The 15,025-nt window shown below is 65.7% G+C and carries 15 protein-coding genes; 9 read left to right on the top strand and 6 right to left on the bottom strand.

Features of this window, described 5'->3' with window-relative positions; translation table 11 throughout:
* The first annotated feature begins 45 nt into the window (after window positions 1-45).
* On the top strand, window positions 46-1,602 hold the full coding sequence (gene guaA, locus VM621_RS06455) for a glutamine-hydrolyzing GMP synthase (RefSeq protein ID WP_325468144.1): 1,557 nt from the start codon (window positions 46-48) through the stop codon (window positions 1,600-1,602).
* Window positions 1,603-1,622: 20 nt separating this feature from the next.
* Here guaA and VM621_RS06450 read toward each other — a convergent pair whose 3' ends face one another.
* The 3 genes from VM621_RS06450 to VM621_RS06440 form a co-directional block, all read right to left on the bottom strand.
* Window positions 1,623-2,504, bottom strand: a complete 882-nt coding sequence (locus tag VM621_RS06450) for a hypothetical protein (RefSeq protein ID WP_325468143.1) — start codon at window positions 2,502-2,504, stop codon at window positions 1,623-1,625.
* Window positions 2,501-2,986: a thioredoxin TrxC gene (trxC, locus tag VM621_RS06445; protein ID WP_345786045.1), complete on the bottom strand. Its 486-nt coding sequence runs from the start codon at window positions 2,984-2,986 to the stop codon at window positions 2,501-2,503. The genes VM621_RS06450 and trxC overlap by 4 nt, the downstream gene beginning before the upstream one ends.
* Window positions 2,987-3,102: 116 nt before the next feature.
* Complete coding sequence (locus VM621_RS06440) at window positions 3,103-3,993, bottom strand: LysR family transcriptional regulator (RefSeq protein ID WP_325468142.1); 891 nt, start codon at window positions 3,991-3,993, stop codon at window positions 3,103-3,105.
* A 340-nt stretch (window positions 3,994-4,333) separates the two neighbouring features.
* Between VM621_RS06440 and VM621_RS06435 the strand changes: the two genes are divergently transcribed.
* The 4 genes from VM621_RS06435 (at window position 4,334) to tadA (ending at window position 7,130) form a co-directional block, all read left to right on the top strand.
* Complete coding sequence (locus VM621_RS06435) at window positions 4,334-5,497, top strand: NADH:flavin oxidoreductase/NADH oxidase (protein WP_325468141.1); 1,164 nt, start codon at window positions 4,334-4,336, stop codon at window positions 5,495-5,497.
* 94 nt (window positions 5,498-5,591) lie between these two features.
* Window positions 5,592-6,053 (top strand): nuclear transport factor 2 family protein, encoded by a 462-nt coding sequence (locus VM621_RS06430; RefSeq protein WP_325468140.1) that lies wholly within the window; start codon window positions 5,592-5,594, stop codon window positions 6,051-6,053.
* Window positions 6,053-6,619 carry a DNA-3-methyladenine glycosylase I gene (locus VM621_RS06425; RefSeq protein ID WP_325468139.1) on the top strand — a complete coding sequence of 189 codons (567 nt, stop codon included), beginning with the start codon at window positions 6,053-6,055 and terminating at the stop codon, window positions 6,617-6,619. Before VM621_RS06430 ends, VM621_RS06425 begins: the two co-directional genes overlap by 1 nt.
* Window positions 6,620-6,641: 22 nt before the next feature.
* The gene (tadA, locus tag VM621_RS06420) at window positions 6,642-7,130 is read left to right on the top strand and encodes a tRNA adenosine(34) deaminase TadA (RefSeq protein ID WP_325468166.1); all 489 of its coding nucleotides are present in this window, start codon (window positions 6,642-6,644) and stop codon (window positions 7,128-7,130) included.
* On the opposite strand, the gene VM621_RS06415 is transcribed toward tadA, so the two are convergent.
* Together VM621_RS06415 and VM621_RS06410 are read right to left on the bottom strand one after the other, a co-directional pair.
* Window positions 7,127-7,945, bottom strand: coding sequence for an NAD-dependent protein deacetylase (locus VM621_RS06415; RefSeq protein ID WP_325468165.1), 819 nt, complete (start codon window positions 7,943-7,945; stop codon window positions 7,127-7,129). The genes tadA and VM621_RS06415 overlap by 4 nt on opposite strands.
* 19 nt (window positions 7,946-7,964) lie before the next feature.
* A complete protein-coding gene (locus VM621_RS06410; RefSeq protein ID WP_325468138.1) occupies window positions 7,965-8,819 on the bottom strand; it encodes an Hpt domain-containing protein in 855 nt (284 codons plus the stop codon).
* A gap of 72 nt (window positions 8,820-8,891) precedes the next feature.
* Between VM621_RS06410 and VM621_RS06405 the strand changes: the two genes are divergently transcribed.
* The 4 genes from VM621_RS06405 (at window position 8,892) to yjjX (ending at window position 14,074) form a co-directional block, all read left to right on the top strand.
* Window positions 8,892-9,530 carry a response regulator transcription factor gene (locus tag VM621_RS06405; protein ID WP_325468137.1) on the top strand — a complete coding sequence of 213 codons (639 nt, stop codon included), beginning with the start codon at window positions 8,892-8,894 and terminating at the stop codon, window positions 9,528-9,530.
* A gap of 198 nt (window positions 9,531-9,728) precedes the next feature.
* Window positions 9,729-11,369 (top strand): phosphoglucomutase (alpha-D-glucose-1,6-bisphosphate-dependent), encoded by a 1,641-nt coding sequence (pgm, locus tag VM621_RS06400; protein ID WP_325468136.1) that lies wholly within the window; start codon window positions 9,729-9,731, stop codon window positions 11,367-11,369.
* A gap of 175 nt (window positions 11,370-11,544) precedes the next feature.
* Entirely contained in the window at window positions 11,545-13,455 is a 1,911-nt protein-coding gene (locus VM621_RS06395; protein ID WP_325468135.1) for a methyl-accepting chemotaxis protein, read from the top strand.
* 52 nt (window positions 13,456-13,507) lie between these two features.
* Window positions 13,508-14,074, top strand: coding sequence for an inosine/xanthosine triphosphatase (yjjX, locus tag VM621_RS06390; protein ID WP_325468134.1), 567 nt, complete (start codon window positions 13,508-13,510; stop codon window positions 14,072-14,074).
* Window positions 14,075-14,088: 14 nt separating this feature from the next.
* On the opposite strand, the gene VM621_RS06385 is transcribed toward yjjX, so the two are convergent.
* Window positions 14,089-14,835, bottom strand: a complete 747-nt coding sequence (locus VM621_RS06385; protein WP_325468133.1) for a glucose 1-dehydrogenase — start codon at window positions 14,833-14,835, stop codon at window positions 14,089-14,091.
* Window positions 14,836-15,025: the final 190 nt, after the last annotated feature.

Below are 15,025 nucleotides of genomic sequence, written 5' to 3'. Positions count from 1 at the left end.
GTGGGCGTTCTGCTTTTTCAGACATTCGAACCGCAGGCTGCCACGATGACCGATATCCATAGCGACAAGATCCTCATCCTCGATTTCGGTTCGCAGTACACGCAGCTGATCGCCCGCCGCATCCGCGAGATCGGCGTCTACTGCGAAGTCTGGGCATGGGACCACGCGCCGGACGAGATCCGCGGCTTCAACCCGCGCGGCGTCATCCTCTCCGGTGGCCCCGAGTCCGTCACGGAAGACGAATCCCCGCGCGCGCCGCAGCTGGTCTTCGAGCTGGGCGTGCCGGTGCTGGGAATCTGCTACGGCATGCAGACCATGGCCGAGCAGCTCGGTGGCAAGGTCGAGGCCGGTCATCATCGCGAGTTCGGTCCGGCAACGATCACCTTCGCCAGCTGCGCACTGTTCGATACCGTCGTCGAAAACGGCGAATCGCTCGGCGTGTGGATGTCCCACGGCGACCGCGTCACCGCGATGCCGGATGGCTTCACCGCCACCGCCTCGACGTCCAGCCTGCCGTTGGCCGCCATGGCCGACGACGCGCGCCACTTCTACGGTGTGCAGTTCCACCCGGAAGTGACCCACACCAAGCGCGGCATGGAGCTGCTCCGCCGCTTCGTCGTCGATATCTGCGGCTCGGCCACGCTGTGGGACGCCGCCCACATCATCGAAGACGCCGTTGCCCGCGTGCGCGAGCAGGTCGGCAGCGATCGCGTGCTCCTGGGCCTCAGCGGCGGCGTCGATTCGTCGGTCGTGGCGGCATTGCTCGAGAAGGCCATCGGCGACCAGCTCACCTGCGTCTTCGTCGACACCGGCCTGCTGCGCTACCAGGAAGGCGACCAGGTCATGGCCACCATGGCCGAGCACATGGGCGTCCACGTCATTCGCGTCGACGCGCGCCAGCGCTACTTCGACGAACTCGCCGGCGTGGAAGACCCGGAAGCCAAGCGCAAGGTCATCGGCCGCCTGTTCGTGGAGATCTTCGACGAGGAATCGGCCAAGCTCGAAGGCGTGAAGTGGCTGGCCCAGGGCACCATCTACCCGGACGTCATCGAGTCCGCCGGCAGCAAGACGGGCAAGGCCCACGTCATCAAGAGCCACCACAACGTCGGTGGCCTGCCCGAGCACATGAAGCTCAAGCTGGTCGAGCCGCTGCGCGAGCTGTTCAAGGACGAAGTCCGCCGTATTGGCGTCGAGCTCGGCCTGCCGCGTGAAATGGTCTATCGCCATCCGTTCCCCGGTCCGGGCCTGGGTGTGCGCGTGCTCGGCGAGGTGAAGGAAGAGTACGTCGACCTGCTGCAGCGGGCGGATGCGATCTTCATCGAAGAGCTGCGCAAGCACGGGCTGTACGACCGGGTGAGCCAGGCATTTGCCGTGTTCCTGCCGGTGAAGTCGGTGGGCGTCGTAGGTGATGGCCGGGCTTACGAGTGGGTCATCGCGCTGCGCGCGGTCGAGACGATCGACTTCATGACGGCGCACTGGGCGCACTTGCCTTACGACTTTCTCGATACGTGTTCCACGCGTATTATCAATGAGTTGCGAGGCATTTCTCGCGTTGTTTATGACATCTCGGGGAAGCCGCCGGCAACCATTGAGTGGGAGTGAGACAGCGGGCCTATCTCGCCCTAGGCCGTTTGCCCCAGCCACCGCGCCAGATTCCGCACGTAAAGCTCGACCGACCGCTTCGCTTCGGGCGTCGTACGTAAGGTTCCACCCGGCGCCTCGCTGACAAAGCTCGGCTTCCCGTGATCCGGATCCCAGTTGTAATCGGCGAAGTGGTGAAAGGTCGATTGCGCCACGGCGGGGCCGGTGCCGTTTGCCTGCGGCTCGAAGGCGACCGCGATCGCGAACGACGCGCCGGTCACCGCGCTCTTCCCCGTCGCGATCACGCGGGCGCTGGCGTCGCCGGGCGGCGCCGTGACATCGCCCTCGTGCGGATGCGATGGCAGGTAGCGCAGCGCGCTTCCCGGCGAATCGGGATCGGCCAGGATCGGATGGACCTCACCGACAGCCGCGATCTCCTGAAAATCTCCATTCGCGCCCGAATGAAAGTTGGGCCACAGGATAGCGGTGGTGTAGGGGTCGTCGACCACGCGGCGCGCGGTGTCCGGGTCCAGATTGTGCGTATGAAAGTGATGCGCTTGGCCGACTTCCTTCAGATCGCATACCGAGCAGCCGAGATCCATGTGATCGCGCGCGACCAGCAAGCCGCCGCCGCGTTGGCGGAACCGGTCGATCGCCGCGCGCTCCTCGTCATTCAGGCCGTTGCCGACATCCACCGCAAACAGCCACAGCTGGTCGAAATCGCTGTCGTCGAGTCCGGTCAGCACGGGGTCGGAGGTGCCCGGAGGCGCCCCGCGGTCGCGCGCCTCGACCTCGTAGAGCGGCTCGCCATCCTCGGCGCGCGTCCGCCCGAGCACCTCCCTCAGCAGCGAGAAGCGCGCGATGCTCCAGTCGTCCGCGGTCGGTTCGATGGTGGTTTGCAGGAGAATACGTTGCCGGGTCATAAACGTGCCTGTGCGAGCGTATTGCCCACCCACTGCACGATCGCCTGGGTCGGCATGGCGCCGGATGTGCGGGCGATCTCGCGGCCTTTGTGGACCATGATCAGGGTGGGGATGCTACGGATGGCATAGCGGGCGGAGATGTCCGGCATGGCCTCGGTATCGAGTTTGGCCATGCGGACGCGCGGTTCGAGCAGCCTGGCCGCCGCTTCGACATTCGGGCTCATCGTGCGACAAGGACCGCACCAGGCGGCCCAGAAGTCGATCACGACGGGGAGATCGCTCCTGGCGGTGTGGCGTTCGAAATTCGACGCGGTCATCTCGACGGCCTTGCCCGGAAAGAGGGCGTTATGACATGTGCCGCACTTCGGGTCTTGTGCCAATCTCTCCCTCGGTACGCGGTTGAGTGCCGCGTCGACAGGGCAGGCGACGATGACCGAATCGGCGCGGCCGTCGGCGGCGGAGTGTGACGATGCTTCGGACACGTTAGCCTTCCTTATTGCGGCATGAGATACCGGATACAGCGACGACCTTATGGCATCGGGCCTGCTTCGGTCTTGTTAAAGACCGTACACGGAAGGCTCGCAGAACCTACGTGAGGTCAGTCCTGCCGATACCAATCCTCCGAAGCCGGTACGCGCTCGGCGAGGAAATCCACGAACGCCCGCACGCGCGTCGCCAGATGCTCGTGACCGACGAACACGGCATGCGTCACCTGGCGGATGCCGGCGTTGAAGTCCTCGAGGACGGGCACCAGCCGTCCCGCGGCAATGTCCCCCTCCACGTGGTACGACGACAGGCGGGCGATGCCCAGCCCGTCGACGGCCATGCGACGAAGCGTCTCGCCGTTATTGGCCTGGAAGTTCCCGCCAACCGGTACGGATCGGGTTTTTCCGGTGATGGGATCCAGGAACGGCCAGGCATTGAACAACCGGCCCAGGTTGAAGACCAGGCAGTTGTGCGATGCCAGGTCGTCCGGGTGGGTCGGTGTGCCGCGGCGCGCCAGATACGCGGGCGACGCGAACACCACGTTGCCTGCCTCGCTGATCTTGCGCGCCTTCAGGCCAGAATCCGGCAAGACGCCCACGCGAATCGCCACGTCGGCGCGATCCTCCACCAGATCCACGATGCTGTCGTTGAGCGAGAGGTCGATCTCGACCAGTGGATACGCGGCGAGGAATTCCGGAATCAGCGGGACGATCTTGCGCACTCCGAAGGATACCGAGGCGTTCACCCGTAGCTTGCCCGAAGGCGCCGCGGCGCCGCCGTGCGCGACGAGACGCTCGGTCTCGTCGATGTCCGCCAACACGCGCAAGGCGCGCGCGTAATACGTCTCGCCCTCTGGCGTAAGCTGCAAGGTGCGCGTGGTGCGGACGATCAGGCGCGTCCCCAGGCGGCTTTCCAGCCGCGCCACCAGCTTGCTGATGGCCGAAGGCGACAGCCCGAAGCTGCGCGCCGCACCGGCAAAACTCCCCGCCTGCACGACGCGCATGAAAGCTTCCATTTCGCCTGCCCGATTATCCATGCGGCCACCTATTCGTGAATTGAAGGCATGAGTGTCGATAGCGGAGCCGGTCTTGCCGCTCGCCCTCGGTGGTTTCATATTACTCGTCGTAAGCCACGGCGGCGCCAGCTGGCGCACGCGAAGGCGGAGACGTTCCGGCTCACATTCGTGATGGCAGGGAACGAATCCCGCCACGGCAGCCGCTTCGATCCGTCGCCGGACGCGCCGCTGCCTGGCAACGCCTGAGCGAGCTTTTCTTCAAGCAACGGACACCCCACCACAGGTATCTAGCTGTATCCCTTCTCGTCGTATCCCAGGAGACACCCCCATGGCGCAACCCGCGCTGTTCAAACCGATCCGCGTACGCAATCTCGACCTGAGCAACCGGATCGTGATCGCGCCGATGTGCCAGTACTCGGCCGTCGATGGCCAGATGAACGACTGGCACCTGATGCACCTGGGCCAGCTGGCCAACTCGGGTGCGGCCCTGGTGACAATCGAAGCCACGGCCGTGCTGCCCGAGGCGCGGATCACCTGGGCCGATGTCGGCTTGTACGACGACGCCACCGAAGCCGCGATGAAGCGGACGCTGGACGGCGTTCGCCAGTGGTCCAACGTGCCCATCGCCATCCAGCTGAACCATGCCGGCCGCAAGGCCTCCACGGAAACGCCGTGGGCCGGCGGCGCACAGCTGGCCCCGGACAACGCACGCGGCTGGCAGACCGAGGCACCTTCCGCGCTGGCCTTCCTCGACGAATACGTCGCGCCGACCGCACTGGATCGCGAAGGCCTGGCCCGCATCCGTGACGCCTTCGCTGCGGCTGCGGTGCGCGCGGCACGGCTGGATATCGACGTCGTCCAGTTGCACGGCGCGCATGGTTATCTGCTGCACCAGTTCCTCTCGCCGATCTCCAACCAGCGCACGGACGAATACGGCGGCTCGCTGGAAAACCGCATGCGTTTCCCCCTTGAAGTGTTCGACGCCGTTCGCGCCGCCTTCCCGGCACATCGCGCCGTGACCATGCGTGTGTCGGCGACGGATTGGGTCGAGGGTGGCTGGGACCTCGAGCAGACGATCGCGTTCGCCCGCGCGCTCGAAGACCACGGCTGCGACGCGATCCACGTATCCACCGGTGGCCTGGATGCCGCCCAGAAGATCCCGGTGGGGCCGAGCTATCAGGTGCCGTTCGCGCGTGCGGTGAAAGCGGCGGTGAACATGCCGGTGGTCGCGGTCGGCCTGATTACCGACGCCGAGCAGGCCGAAGCCATCGTTGCCACGGGCGATGCCGACATGATCGCCCTGGCACGTACCATCCTGTTCGATCCGCACTGGCCGTGGCATGCGGCAGCCCAGCTGGGCGGCCAGATCCACCATCCGCCCAAGCAGTACCTGCGGTCGCAGCCTTCGCGTTATCGGCACCTGTTCGCCGTGCCCGAGCACGTCCGGGCGGAAGCGGGTTGGGTCCGGGACGACGAAGGACATTTCTCCTAAGCGTCCGATCGGACTCGCCGCGGCAAGAAGTGGCAAGGGCGCCGGTGTATCCGATGGGTACACTGGCGGCTCCCTCGATCTGGAGTGTCTGCCCATGGCCGCGCCCGTCCCCCCGTTCACCCACGAATCCGCCGTGCAGAAAGTCCGTCTGGCCGAGGACGGCTGGAACAGTCGCAATCCCGCCAAGGTGGCGCTCGCTTATACGGTCGACAGCCGCTGGCGCAACCGCGCCGAGTTCGTCGACGGCCGCGAGGACATCGTCGCCTTCCTGACCCGCAAATGGCAGAAGGAGCAGGAATACCGCCTGATCAAGGAGCTGTGGGCGTTTACCGGGGATCGCATCGCCGTGCGCTTCGCTTATGAGTGGCACGACGACAGCGGCAACTGGTTTCGTTCCTACGGTAACGAGAACTGGGAATTCAATGCCGAGGGCGAGATGCACCACCGCTACGCGTGCATCAACGACCTTCCCATCGCCGAAACCGATCGCAAGTTCCATTGGCCGCAGGGGCGTCGCCCGGACGATCATCCGGGACTCTCGGACCTGGGGCTTTGATGAGCAAGCAACCGAAGCGCTGCGCCTGGGCAGGCAGTGACCCGCTTTACACCGAGTACCACGACAGCGAATGGGGTGTGCCGCTGCACGACTCGCGCATGCTGTGGGAGCAGTTGATGCTGGAAGGATTCCAGGCTGGCCTGGCCTGGATCACCGTTCTTCGCAAGCGCGAAACGTTCCGCAAGGCCTTCAAGGGCTTCGATCCGGCCAAGGTCGCGCGGTTCGGCGAGAAGGACATCCTGCGCCTGCTCGACGACCCCGGCATCATCCGCTCGCGCGCGAAGATCGAGGCGACGATCAACGGCGCGCGCGTCTATGAGGAGATGAAGGCACGTGGCGAGACCTTCGACGCGTATTGCTGGTCGTTCACGGACGGCAAGGTCCTGCGTGGCGATGGGCGTACGGTACACGCGCAGACACCGCTTTCGGTCACGATTTCGAAGGACCTGAAAAAGCGCGGCTTCAAGTTCGTCGGCCCGACCATCACCTATGCGTGGATGCAGGCGGTCGGTATCGTCGACGACCATGCCCTCGGCTGTTTTCGGCGTGAGATAATCGCGCTTTAGCAGGATCCTTCCCTTGTCCACGATTCCCGACATCCCGCCGGTCCCGGCCGAGCCTTTTTCCGACGCCGACCGTGCGTGGATGGCACGGGCACTGGCGCTGGCCGAGCACGCTCGCGATGCCGAAGGCGAAGTCCCGGTGGGTGCGGTGCTGGTCATGGACGGCGTCGTCGTGGGCGAGGGCTGGAACCGCAACATCACGCTCAACGACCCGACGGCGCACGCGGAAATCCAGGCCTTGCGGGCAGCCGGCCAGGCAGTGTCGAACTACCGGTTTCCGGGCTCCACGCTGTACGTGACGCTCGAGCCGTGTGCGATGTGCGCGATGGCCATGGTGCATGCACGCGTCGGTCGGGTGGTCTACGGCGCCGCGGATCCGAAAACCGGTGCGGCAGGCAGTGTGTTCGACACGCTGGTGTCGGATCGTCACAACCACCGGGTCGAGGTGCGGGGCGGGCTGGAAGCGGAAGCCGCAAGCGCGATGCTGCGCCAGTTCTTCCGCGCGCGGCGTTAGGCGTAGGGTGCCAGCGCCTCGGCGCAGGATTGCTCGATCTTCAGCGTCAGCAAGGCATCGGCACGCGTCACGCCAAGATTGACCGACGCGATCGGCAGGCCGCGACGGGATGCCTCGAGCACGAATCGGTAACCCGAGTACACCATCAACGACGAGCCGACGACGAGCATGGCGTCCGCTCGGCCCAGATGAGCCCAGGCGGTGTCGACCCTCGCGCGGGGTACGTTCTCGCCGAAGTACACGACGTCGGGCTTGAGAATGCCACCGCAGACCGTGCACGGCGGAATATCGAAACGCGAAAAGTCCACGCCGTCGAGATCGGCGTCGCCATCGGGCGCGATCGCGGCATGAAGGTTCAGCCAATCCGGATTCGCCGCTTCGAGGCGTGCCTGCATGGCGTCGCGCCGGGTGATATCCCCGCATTGCATGCAGCGGACGCGGTCGAGTCGACCGTGCAGGTCGACCACGTTGATGCTGCCAGCGGCTTCGTGCAGGCCGTCCACGTTCTGCGTGAGCAAGAGCTCGACGCGCCCCGCGTGTTCCAGGGCGGCGAGCGCGCGATGGGCCACGTTCGGTTGCACGCTGCCGAAGTGCCGCCAGCCGATCATGCCACGCGCCCAGTAGCGTGCGCGCGCAGGCGGTCCGCTCATGAACACCTGCAGGGTCATCGGCGGACTACGCTTCCACGCTCCCTGGACATCCCGATAGTCGGGAATACCCGAGTCCGTGCTGATGCCCGCGCCGGTGATGACGAACAGGCGCGGATGCGTCTGGATGAACGCGCGAAGCGGGTCGTCGGCATCGAGGGCGGGCAGGGTATTCACGGCCCCGAAACTATAGCCGATCGTCGTCGTGGTGGTCGCGAAGCAAGCGCAGCACGGCGGCCGCATCGTCACCGAACTCACGGACCGCGCGGTCGATGGTCTCGCCGCGGCCTTGGGCGAGCTCCCGTTCCAGCGTCAGCCCGACATGAGCCAGGCCGCTGGCTTCCGCCATGCCGAGCACGCCGGCAACGCGGTGCAACCACGCCTGGAGAGGATGGCTGTCGCTACCCGCGAGAAGCTCGTCGAGATCGGCGAGGTCGCGACTGAGCGCGAGGTCGAGGGCAGCGATCACTTCGGCCAGGGCAGCCCGGCCGCCAAGCGTCGATCTCAGCGCGTCGATGTCGGCGTTGGGTAGTCGTCGCGGCATGGCGAAGGTCATTTCGACAATGACCCGGGTACCTGTTTCCGGGTCGGACTCCACCTCGAAGCCACCGCCGAGACGCTCGATCGTGGCGGCAGGAATGAGAAATTTCGGGTCGTCGGCCGTCGTGACATCGCCGTCATCGGCAACTGTGAGGTGCACCGTCTGGCTAATGCGGGTTTCGCCGACGAGGTCGACCTGCAAGGCGGCATAACCACCCGCGGCCGCATCGATAGCGCGCTCGAGAAGGCAACCGAGAACCCCGCCCAGCTCATCCATGGCACCCGTGAGATCCGCTGCCACGGCGGGGTCCACGTCCAGCTCCAGCGCGGTTTCGCAGGCGCGAGCCAGGGGTACGTAACGACGGCCCAACTGGACGAGCAGCGTCGGCAGGTCGTCGATCGGACGGTGTCTGCGGAACCGGCGCGAGAGTGCGCAAAGCAGGCGCGAGGCACGTATGCATGGTTGTCGCCAGATTGGCGTGGGCTGGCGCGATGTGCTCAACTTCGCGCCCCGTTGGCGTCGTCCCGACTCGGCGTGTCGCGGGGTGGACTGCAGATCGGGAAAGGATTACTCATGGTTTACCGCGTCATCCTGGCCGACGATCATCCCGTCGTCCTGAAAGGCCTCAGCCTTGCGCTGGCCAAAGACGGCCTCGCAACGATCGTGGGCGAAGCGCAATCGCCCGACGAACTGCTCGCGCTGTTGGACAAGGTCGCCTGCGACGCGTTGATCACCGACTTCAGCATGCCCGCGCCCGGGCGCGACGGCCTGGCCATGCTGGCCGAAGTGCGTGCGCGCTTTCCGGCCATGCCGGTGATGGTGATCACGACGTTGGCGAATCCGGCGCTTTACCGCGAGATCCTCGCAGGGGGCGCGCGTGGGTTGATCGGCAAGTCCGGCGATGCGCGCGAGATTCCGGAGGCATTGGTGGAAATCGTGTCGAATCATGTCTACCTCGGATCCTCGGTACGGGCGCTGCTCGGGGCGCCGCCGGGTACCCGGATGGGAAAGTCGGGCACCCTGGCGGACCTGTCGCCGCGCGAATTGACGATCCTTCGCCTGTTCGCTGCGGGAAACAGCGTCACGGACATCGCCCGGGAAACCGGACGGGGCCTTTCCACCATCAGCCAGCAGAAAACCAACGCGATGCGAAAGCTCGGGCTCGAGACCGACGCGGAGATTTTCGAGTACATCGACCGCCTGCGGCTCTAGGCCGCGCAGGCGCGGGACCGCCGTCACGATAGCGGCTCGAAGCCGTGCCGGACATGGAAGAATTCTGAAAACACGTCGTATCCTTGCCGCCCGCGAGGCGCCGCGACCTGCACGCCCGCTTGACAACCCCGGCGGTCGGCGGGGCCTACAATGTGGGGTCGAGGTGCCGCGCGTGCACCGCCCAAGGAGATAGCATCGGTGAGTGCCAAGATCAGTCCGCTCGCGGGAAAGCCCGCGACAGAAATCAAGCCAGTCGATATCGCTGCGCTCCTGGCCGCTTACCGTGACCTGCGACCCGATCCTTCCGTGCCCGAACAACGCGTGGCGTTCGGTACCTCCGGCCACCGCGGTTCGTCGTTCGATCGCTCGTTCAACGAGTGGCATGTCTGGGCCGTGGTGCAGGCCATCTGCGAGTACCGTGCCCAGGCCGGTGTCGACGGCCCGCTCTTCGTCGGCATCGATACCCACGCGCTGTCCGGGCCCGCCTTCGAGAGCACCCTGGAAGTGCTCGCCGCCAACGGCGTGACGACCCATGTGTCCAAGGGCGGCGAGTTCACGCCGACGCCTGCCGTGTCGCACGCCATCCTGGCGTTCAACCAGGACCGCGATCGTGGCAAGGCCGACGGCATCGTGATCACGCCGTCGCACAATCCGCCGGAGAGCGGCGGGATCAAGTACAACCCCCCGCATGGGGGCCCGGCCGACACCGATGCGACGTCGTGGATCGCGGCCCGTGCGAATGCGCTGATCGAAGGAGGCTTGCGCGACGTGAAGCGTCTGACCTTCGCGCAGGCGCTGAAGGCCGCGACCACCAGCGAATACGACTTCCTGCAGCGCTACGTGGACGACCTTGGCGATGTCCTCGATCTCGACGTGATTCGTTCGAGCGGGGTGCGCATGGGTGTGGATCCGCTCGGCGGCGCCGGTGTGCACTACTGGGCCGCCATCGCCGAGCGGTACCGGTTGAACCTCACCGTCGTCAGCGACATCGTCGACCCGACGTTCTCCTTCATGTCGCTGGACTGGGACGGCCGCGTGCGCATGGATCCGTCGTCCTCGTACGCCATGCAACGGCTGATCGGCCTGAAGGACAAGTTCGATGTCGCGTTCGCGTGCGACACGGACCATGACCGCCACGGCGTGGTCGCGCCCAGCGCCGGGCTCATGCCGGCCAACCATTATCTCGCCACCGCGGCCTGGTACCTGTTCCAGCATCGTCCGGGTTGGCGCGATGACGCCGCCGTGGGCAAGACCGCCGTCAGCACGGGGCTGCTCGACCGCATCGCAAAGCACCTCGGCCGTCCGCTGCTCGAGGTGCCCGTCGGCTTCAAGTACTTCGTGTCGGGCCTCTTCGACGGCAGCCTCGGCTTCGGCTGCGAAGAAAGCGCCGGTGCGTCCTTCCTGACCCGCAACGGCGCCGCCTGGTCCACGGACAAGGACGGCATGGCCGCCGCCTTGCTGGCCGGCGAGATGACGGCAAAGCTCGGTCGCGATCCGGGCCAGATCTACCGCGAAGTCACCGACAAGCTGGGCGACCCCGCGAACGCACGCATCGACGCGCCGGCCACGCCCGCGCAGAAGGGGCGCCTCTCCAAGCTGGCGCCGGAGCAGGTGACCTCGAAGACGTTGGCGGGCGATCCGATCGTCGGCGTGGCGAACCAGGCCAACGGCCAGGCTATCGGCGGGATCAAGGTCATGTCCGAACAGGCCTGGTTCGCTGCGCGACCCTCCGGCACCGAGGACATCTACAAGGTCTACGGCGAGAGCTTCCGTGGCAAGGACCACCTGGCCAAGGTGCTCGAGGAGGCCCAGGCGATGGTCGACCAGGCGCTGGCCTGAGTGTTGGCCGGGGCGTAACCCGCCTGGATGGCGATAGCCGGTTTGTGGAAACGTTGCCGCGACCTTTCCACAACCTTACTTAAACCTTGCTATTGCCTTAGCTGTGCACGGCGTCCTAAAGAAATGGCGGACCGCGCCGTAACGGGGTTTCCACATACCCGATCCGGTCGCCTTCGTGAATCTTTTCCGCTCTACCCAGACCAGATACACCGCCTTCGTCCTGGCGTATTTTCTTGCGCTCGTCGTCCTGACGTTCGTCGTCATCCAGCTGTATGTCGCGCCCGACCTCCGGCGTAGCGAGGCCGAACTGATCGGTCGCGAGGTGGACGAGATCGGTCTGGCGATTACCAACAAGCTGCATCAGGTGGAAGCTCAGCAGCGCAGCATCACGCAGACGGTGGCGCTGATGGACAGCCCATCGATCGACCGGCTGCAGCCGGGCCTGGTCGATCAGTACGGCGACCAGGATGTATTCGGCGGCGGCATCTGGCCGCTGCCGTTCAAGCGCGATGCGGCGAAAGAGCGCGACAGCACGTTCTTCGCACGCGATGCCGCCACCGGCAAGCTCGTCGTCAACACGCATTGGAACCAGCCGGATGCGCTCAAGTACTGGGAGCAGAGCTGGTACAAGAATGGCCTGAGCGCGCCACGCGGCCATTGCCTCTGGGCGGACGCATACAAGGACGCCGCCAGCGCGCAGCCCCGCACGAACTGCGCCATGGCCATCTACAAGGGTGACGAGATCTTCGGCGTTTCCACGGTGGACGTGACGCTGGGCTTCTTCAACCGCCTTGTCGCCGACATGGAAGGCAAGGTGCACGGCCAGATCCTGATCGTCGAGCCGAACGGAACCATCGTCAGCAACAGCACGTACATCAAGGACGACATCGTGCTGAAGAAGGTCGCCGATCTCGCGGCGTCATCGCCGATGATCGCGCAGGTGAAGGACACGCTGCCCGAACTGGGCAAGTCCGGGCAGGTGGAGCGCGACTACGCGGACGGCGAATCGCAGTCGCTGTTCCTGCGGCCGATCGTCGGCACGCCCTGGGTGCTCGCCACCAGCCTGCCGACGCGCCTGCTCACACAGAACAGCAGCCGGATCATGAGCAAGCTTGCCGAAGTGCAGCTGCCACTCGCGTTCCTGCTGCTTGCCGCGCTGGTGTTCGGTATCCGCCTGCTGATGAAGCAGCTGGGCACGTTGCAGGCAAACATCGAGGAGCTCAATTCGGGCGAAGCCGATCTTGCGCGTCGCCTGCCGCCGGGTAGTGGCAGCGAATACAACGCCGTGGTCGAGAGCTTCAACCGGTTCATCGCACGCCTGCAGGACATGATGCGCCGTGTGCAATCCAGCTCCAACGCGATCTCGTCCGCGGCGACCCAGATCGCCAGCGGCAACATGGACCTTTCGCAGCGTACCGAAGAGCAGGCGAGCTCGCTGGAAGAGACCGCGGCCTCGATGGAAGAGCTGACCGCGACCGTTCGCCAGAATGCCGAGAACGCCAAGCAGGCCAACACGCTGGCACGCGATGCCGCTGCCGCGGCGCATCGCGGTAGCGACGTGGTGGCCCAGGTGGTCACGACCATGGGTGCGATCAGCGAATCCTCGGCGAAGATCGCGGACATCGTCGGCGTCATCGACGGCATTGCCTTCCAGACCAACCTGCTCGCCCTGAACGCCGCCGTGGAAGCGGCGCGTGCGGGCGAGCAGGGGCGTGGCTTCGCGGTCGTGGCGGGTGAAGTGCGCAGCCTTGCGCAAAGCTCGGCGTCGGCCGCACGCGATATCAAGGCACTGATCGCTGAATCGGCAGAGGATGTCTCGCTCGGCGCGGAGTTGGTAAAGCGTACGGGGACGAGCATGAGCGAGCTGACCGGTAACGTCGCCAGGGTCGCCGCTTTCATGGAAGAGATCATGGCCGCCAGCCAGGAGCAGAGCCTCGGCATCGATCAGGTCAGCCGCACGGTGACCCAACTGGACGACATGACCCAGCAGAACGCGGCACTCGTCGAAGAGGCTGCCGCGGCGGCCAAGGCGATGGAAGAGCAGACGCATCGGCTGGAAGAGGTCGTCGGCGGCTTCCGGCTCTGAACAGGAAGGAACGGCTGCTATTATCGCTACCGTTCTCCCCAGGTTTCCTCCGATGGCCGCTCACGACACGGCAGCGATCCGCGTACTCGTCGGCTCGCGCAACCCCGTCAAGATCGGCGCCGTGCGTAACGCACTGGCGCCGCTGTTTCCCGGAAGGCTCGTGGAATGCGAGGGGGTGCACGCGCCATCGGGCGTGCCCGAGCAGCCGATGACGGCGGCGCAGACCCGCGAAGGCGCCATCAACCGGATGAACTTCTGCCGGCAGCACGCCGATGCCGACTTCTACGTCGCGCTCGAGGGCGGCGTGGATGTGACCGAAGATGGTCCGGGGACGTTCGGTTATGTGGCCATTGCCAGCCAGGGCTATGTATCGGTCGGCTGCAGCGCATGGTTGCCGCTGCCGCCGGCGGTGTACGAGTCCCTGCTGGATGGCGAAGAACTCGGTCCCGTGATGGACCGTCTGTTCGGCACGGTCAACATCAAGCAACAGGGTGGCGCCATCGGCCTGGTCACCAACGGGCACGCGACGCGCGAGAGCGCGTATACGCAGGCGATGGTGCTGGCGATGGCGCCGTTCCTGCATCCTGAGCTCTACGGGCTGCAGGATGCGGCGGACTGAAAGCCCGATACCTCTTAGCGCATGCCACCGGAGGCGAGGATCAACTCGCCGGTCACCCATCCGGCATCGTCGGAGGCGAGGAAGGTCACGATCGGGGCGATGTCGCCCACCTGGCCGATGCGGCCGAGCGGCGTCTGACCGGCGGCCCAGGTCTCGAAGTCCGAGCCGATGAAGCCGGCGGTTTCGGTGCCCTCGGTCTGCACCATGCCCGGGTTGACCGAGTTCACGCGGATGCCACGCGGGCCCAGCTCGCGGGCGAGCACGCCGGTGATGGCGTCCACGGCGCCCTTGGTACCCGTATAGACGGCGCTCTCGGCAGGCGTGATACGGGTCACGGCCGAACCGATGTTGATGATGCTGCCACCGGCCCCGAGGTGCTTGGAGGCAGCCTGGGTCACCTGGATGAGACCGAGCACATTGACACCGAAGGTGCGGTGGAACAGTTCCTCGGTGGTGGTGTCGATGGAGGCGAACTCGTACACGCCCGAGTTGTTCACGAGGATGTCCAGACGGCCAAAGTGCTCGATGGCGGCATTGACGATACCCTCGGCGTCCTTCTGCTTCGACACGTCGCCGCCCACGGCGACGGCCTTGCCGCCGGCCGCCTGGATCTCGGCGACGACCTTGTCGGCACCGGCCTTGCTGGAGGCGTAGTTGACGACGACGGCGGCGCCTTCCGCGGCGAGCGACTTGGCGATCGCCGCGCCGATGCCCTTGGAAGCGCCCGTGACGACCGCGACTTTCTCTTTCAGCTTGCTCATGGTTCGATGTTCCTTGGTGGTTTGATGGAATGGCTCCGCCCATGCATGGGGACGGCCCGGCACCACCTGTCATACGCGGCCGGTCATAACACTTATGCCGCTCGCGCAAGATTGATTTGGATCGAGGCACTTGAAAGGGCGCTGCGGCACCGCATCATTCTTCCGTCCCGTGACGGCGAGCGCGCCGCCC

The sequence above is a fragment of the Luteibacter sp. genome (assembly GCF_035539195.1).
Classification (GTDB): Bacteria; Pseudomonadota; Gammaproteobacteria; order Xanthomonadales; family Rhodanobacteraceae; genus Luteibacter.
This window is presented reverse-complemented; position numbering and strand designations above follow the sequence as displayed.

What these genes read in the sequence shown, in the direction of transcription:
- guaA (WP_325468144.1), top strand. Translation starts at nt 46, where the DNA reads ATGACCGATATCCATAGCGACAAGATCCTCATCCTCGATTTCGGTTCG.
- VM621_RS06430 (WP_325468140.1), top strand. Translation starts at nt 5,592, where the DNA reads ATGGCCGCGCCCGTCCCCCCGTTCACCCACGAATCCGCCGTGCAGAAA.
- VM621_RS06440 (WP_325468142.1), bottom strand. Translation starts at nt 3,993, where the DNA reads ATGCGCGTCGTGCAGGCGGGGAGTTTTGCCGGTGCGGCGCGCAGCTTC.
- VM621_RS06385 (WP_325468133.1), bottom strand. Translation starts at nt 14,835, where the DNA reads ATGAGCAAGCTGAAAGAGAAAGTCGCGGTCGTCACGGGCGCTTCCAAG.
- VM621_RS06450 (WP_325468143.1), bottom strand. Translation starts at nt 2,504, where the DNA reads ATGACCCGGCAACGTATTCTCCTGCAAACCACCATCGAACCGACCGCG.
- VM621_RS06405 (WP_325468137.1), top strand. Translation starts at nt 8,892, where the DNA reads ATGGTTTACCGCGTCATCCTGGCCGACGATCATCCCGTCGTCCTGAAA.
- VM621_RS06435 (WP_325468141.1), top strand. Translation starts at nt 4,334, where the DNA reads ATGGCGCAACCCGCGCTGTTCAAACCGATCCGCGTACGCAATCTCGAC.
- yjjX (WP_325468134.1), top strand. Translation starts at nt 13,508, where the DNA reads ATGGCCGCTCACGACACGGCAGCGATCCGCGTACTCGTCGGCTCGCGC.
- VM621_RS06425 (WP_325468139.1), top strand. Translation starts at nt 6,053, where the DNA reads ATGAGCAAGCAACCGAAGCGCTGCGCCTGGGCAGGCAGTGACCCGCTT.